Annotated in this window: 5 protein-coding genes; 2 read left to right on the forward strand and 3 right to left on the reverse strand. The window is 69.4% G+C overall.

Annotated elements, in window-relative coordinates; all coding sequences use genetic code 11:
• A partial coding sequence (locus C1I95_RS32340) for a hypothetical protein (RefSeq protein WP_233514020.1) occupies positions 1–625 on the reverse strand: 625 nt, incomplete at its 3' end.
• 106 nt (positions 626–731) lie between these two features.
• On the opposite strand from C1I95_RS32340, the gene ychF reads away from it, so the two are divergent.
• Positions 732–1,817 carry a redox-regulated ATPase YchF gene (ychF, locus tag C1I95_RS32345; RefSeq protein WP_111219717.1) on the forward strand — a complete coding sequence of 362 codons (1,086 nt, stop codon included), beginning with the start codon at positions 732–734 and terminating at the stop codon, positions 1,815–1,817.
• A 124-nt stretch (positions 1,818–1,941) separates the two neighbouring features.
• On the opposite strand, the gene C1I95_RS32350 is transcribed toward ychF, so the two are convergent.
• Complete coding sequence (locus tag C1I95_RS32350) at positions 1,942–2,661, reverse strand: SanA/YdcF family protein (protein WP_233514021.1); 720 nt, start codon at positions 2,659–2,661, stop codon at positions 1,942–1,944.
• Between the two features lie 111 nt (positions 2,662–2,772).
• Complete coding sequence (locus C1I95_RS32355; RefSeq protein ID WP_111219721.1) at positions 2,773–3,504, reverse strand: class I SAM-dependent methyltransferase; 732 nt, start codon at positions 3,502–3,504, stop codon at positions 2,773–2,775.
• A 275-nt stretch (positions 3,505–3,779) separates the two neighbouring features.
• On the opposite strand from C1I95_RS32355, the gene C1I95_RS32360 reads away from it, so the two are divergent.
• The gene (locus C1I95_RS32360; RefSeq protein ID WP_199524010.1) at positions 3,780–4,055 is read left to right on the forward strand and encodes a hypothetical protein; all 276 of its coding nucleotides are present in this window, start codon (positions 3,780–3,782) and stop codon (positions 4,053–4,055) included.
• Positions 4,056–4,151: the final 96 nt, after the last annotated feature.

Here is a 4,151-nt window from a genome sequence, read left to right on the forward strand (position 1 = left end):
GGCCTTCGTCCGGACGACGCCCACGCCGCGGTCCGCGACTACCTGTGCACCGTGCTCGGACTCTCCGCTGCGGCCACCGCTTCGGTGCTGCAGGCCGACAACTCGGGGCCGACAGTTCGGAGGCGTCCTCGCCGGCGTGGTGGGTGTGCGGCAGGTCGGCCAGGCCCAGCTCGCGCTTGATGGTGCCCTGGCGGGTCTGCGCCCACTCGCGGCCGGTCCGCCCCATCCAGTAGCTGCGCAGGTCGACGCCGGATCCGGTGACGCCGAACGGGCTGTGGCCGACGAACCGGATGAAGTACCAGTGGACGAACATGCCGTCCCAGACGGCCGGGGCGGCGAGGAACACCGGCCGGCCGATCGTACGCAGCCCGTTGACCCAGGTCGCGGCGGCGCCCATCGCCTCTGCCGCGGTGGGCGCCTCGCGCAGCAGCCGGTCCCGGTCGAGGCCGGAGACGGCGAGCGCCTGCGGGACGTACTCGTCGGAGATCGGCTTCAACTCGGTGTAGAAGGTCAACTCCGGGTGGCCGGCGACCGCCATGCCGAGCGAGATCATGCTGTACGGGCCGGGGATCGGCCCGTCGGCCTCGACGTCGACCGCGACGTACAGTTCCGGCAGTCGGCCCATCTCGCCTCCTGGAGTCGCTCGCGTCGGCAGGTTAACAACGCATCACCGCCGTCAGGGGGAGCCTGGCTGCCCCCGGAGGCCGGGCACCGGCGTAAGCTGGCTCGTCGTGAGTCTCACCATCGGCATCGTCGGCCTGCCCAACGTCGGCAAGAGCACCCTGTTCAACGCGCTGACCAAGAACGACGTGCTCGCCGCGAACTACCCGTTCGCCACGATCGAGCCCAACGTCGGCGTGGTCGGGCTGCCGGACGAGCGGCTGGACAAGCTCGCCGAGATCTTCACCTCGCAGAAGGTGATCCCCGCCCCGGTGTCGTTCGTCGACATCGCTGGCCTGGTGCGCGGCGCCTCGAAGGGGCAGGGGCGCGGCAACGCCTTCCTGGCCAACATCCGTGACGCCTCCGCGATCTGCCAGGTGGTGCGGGCCTTCTCCGACCCGAACGTGGTGCACGTCGACGGCAAGGTCTCCCCGTCCGACGACATCGAGACGATCAACACCGAGCTGATCCTGGCCGACCTGCAGACCCTGGAGAAGGCGCTGCCCCGGCTGGAGAAGGAGGCCAAGCTCCGCAAGGACCGGGCCGCTGCGGTGACGGCCGCGAAGAAGGCCGTCGACGTGCTGGACGGCGGCACCACCCTCTACGTCGGCGCGGCGGCGGCCGGGATCGAGCTGGAGCACCTGCGGGAGCTGCACCTGCTCACCACCAAGCCGTTCCTGTACGTCTTCAACGTCGACGAGGCCGAGCTGAACAACGCCGAGTTCCTCGACGAGATGCGGGCGCTGGTCGCTCCGGCCGAGGCGGTCTTCATGGACGCCAAGATCGAATCCGAGCTGGTGGACCTGCCCGAGGAGGAGGCCCGTGAGCTGCTGGAGTCGATCGGGCAGTCCGAGCCGGGCCTGAACCAGCTGGTCCGGGTCGGCTTCCGGACGCTCGGGCTGCAGACGTACCTCACCGCCGGCCCCAAGGAGGCGCGGGCCTGGACCGTCCCGGTCGGCGCGACCGCGCCGGAGGCCGCCGGGGTCATCCACTCCGATTTCCAGCGCGGCTTCATCAAGGCCGAGGTCGTCTCCTACGCCGACCTGGTCGGGGCCGGCTCGATGGCCGCTGCGAAGGCGGCGGGCAAGGTCCGCATCGAAGGCAAGGAGTACGTGATGCAGGACGGCGACGTCGTCGAATTCCGGTTCAACGTCTGAACCTGGTCCACCGCCCTCAAGCGCAGTGGTCAGGCTCCGCCGGCGAAACCCTCGGCGGAGCCTGACGCCTGACGGAGTTGACCTGAATGACGGTCAGCCGGACGATCAGGGCCAGTGATTGAGTTCAGCTGGCGCGGAGGGCGTCGTCGATGCCGGTCTCGCGGCGGCCGAGGTGCACCGGATCGCGGCCGGACAGCACGTCCACCGCCGCCTTCATGCTGGCGCCGTACTCGCGGGCGGAGGCGAACTGCCAGGTCCGGCCGTACTCGCGGGCGGTGTCGTCACCGACGCCGATGGCGTCTACACCGAGATGCCGGCACACCGTGACAGCACGGGCCAGGTGGAAGGACTGGGTCACCAGCGTCGCCCGGTCCACGCCGAAGATCCGCTTGGCCCGGGCGCACGAGTCGTACGTGTCGAAGCCGGCGTAGTCCAGCACCACCTTGTCGGCCGGCACCCCCCGGTCGACCAGCCAGCGCTGCATCGCCTCCGGCTCGTTGTACTCGTGGCGCATGTTGTCGCCGGAGACCAGGATCGCCTGGACCTTGCCGGTGGCGTACAGCTCGCGGGCGATCTCCAGCCGCGCGCTGAGGAACGGCGACGGGCTGCCGTCCGCCTGGACCCGGGTGCCGAGCACCAGAGCGACCGGTGCCTCCGGCGCGCTCTCCACCGTGTACGTCCGTCCATCGGCACCGGACCGGATCCAGCTCACGCTGGCCCAGCTGCCGGCGGCCAGCAGCGCGGCACCGATGGCGGCGGCCAGCGCGATCCGGCGCAGCCAGCGGCCTCGGCCGCCGTCCCGCACCCGCCGCAGTGTGGCTACCAGGGACGTACGGATCGACATGCGGATCATTATCCCAGGCCACCGCCACCGCCAGCGCACCGCCGAGCGGCTTCGGAGCCCGGTGGTGCGGGCACGCGACCGCGTCGACGGATTCGTGCCCGCACCGGGCGGTCAGCCGAGCCGGTAGACGGAGATGTGCGAGGTGCTGTCCGGGCCGAACGGGGTGCGGTCCCAGTCGGCGTACCGCTCGGCGAGGCGGAACCCGGCGTGCTCTGCCAGCTCGTCGATCTGCTGGGGCCACATGTACCGCATGGCGAAGGGGTGCAGGTGCACCCCCGTACCGTCGAAGGTGACGGTCTGCCGGAGGAACGTCTGCGCCTCGCGGTCGTACCGGTGCAGCCGGATGGCGGCCGAGTCCTCCGTCACCGACCAGGGCTGCACCTGTTCGTTCCGGTCGAAGTCCGCCGGGTCGGGCACGAACGCCTCGATGACGAACGCGCCGCCGGACACCAGCACCCGCGCGACGTTGCGGAAACAGTCCGCCTGCCGCTCGGCCTTGACCAGGTTGAACAGCGTGTTGAAGACCAGGTACGCCATCCGGTACGGGCCGGTCACCGGCACGTCCGCCATGTCGCCGATGGCGACCGGGATGGCGTCGCCGCCGGGCTTGGCACGCATCTTGTGAACCATTTCCGGTGACGCCTCGACGCCCTCGACGGCGGTGCCGCGGGCGGCCAGCGGAAGGGCGACCCGGCCGGTGCCGATGGCGAGTTCCAGTACCGGGCCGTCCGCGGCCAGGTCGCCGAGGAACGCCACCGCAGCCGTCGGGTCGGGGTTGCCGGGCCCGTCGTAGGTGGCGGCCCAGAGCCAGCCGAAGTGTCTGGGGTCGTCGAAGACCGACATCAGCGGCCCCCGTTGGTGCTACCGGCGCCGTACGGCGCCTCGATCGTGGGAATCCACGTACTCACGAAGCCTCGATTCGATGGAGTCGACGTTGATTGCTCGCTGGACGGGCGTCGTGGCGTGCCTCATGTCGTTCACTCCCTTCGATCGGCTGACCTCCACCCAACATCCATCGATGCGAGGCCGCAACAGGTTTCTGCGACGGCGATGCCGGGGTGGAGCCGTGACCGTTCGGTCGGTACCGACGAGATCGACTGGAGTGGACACTGTCCGGTGTGAAAGCCTTTGTGGGGGTGACCGACGAGACTTGGTTCCGCTTCCTGGCAGAGCGGCCACACCTTAGCGAGGTCAACTTCTGGCGGCCGTCGGGAGGGTCGTTTAGAGCACTGACACCGGGAGAGCCATTTCTCTTCAAGGCGCACTACCCGCTCAACCGGATCGTCGGCGGCGGCTTTTTCAGCGGCTTCGAGCGGCTAAGAATCTCCGAGGCATGGGAGTTGTTCGGCGAGGCCAACGGCACTGAGTTGATCTCAGCAACGCATAAGGGTTGATTGGTGCGACACGGGCGAAGGTGTCGAGTCGGGCGGCAGTGGAAACAGGCGTGGAGCCATCGATAGACACGTCCTTGCGACAGAAACACGTCTTCG

The sequence above is a fragment of the Micromonospora craterilacus genome, assembly GCF_003236315.1.
In the GTDB taxonomy this organism is placed as follows: Bacteria; Actinomycetota; Actinomycetes; order Mycobacteriales; family Micromonosporaceae; genus Micromonospora; species Micromonospora craterilacus.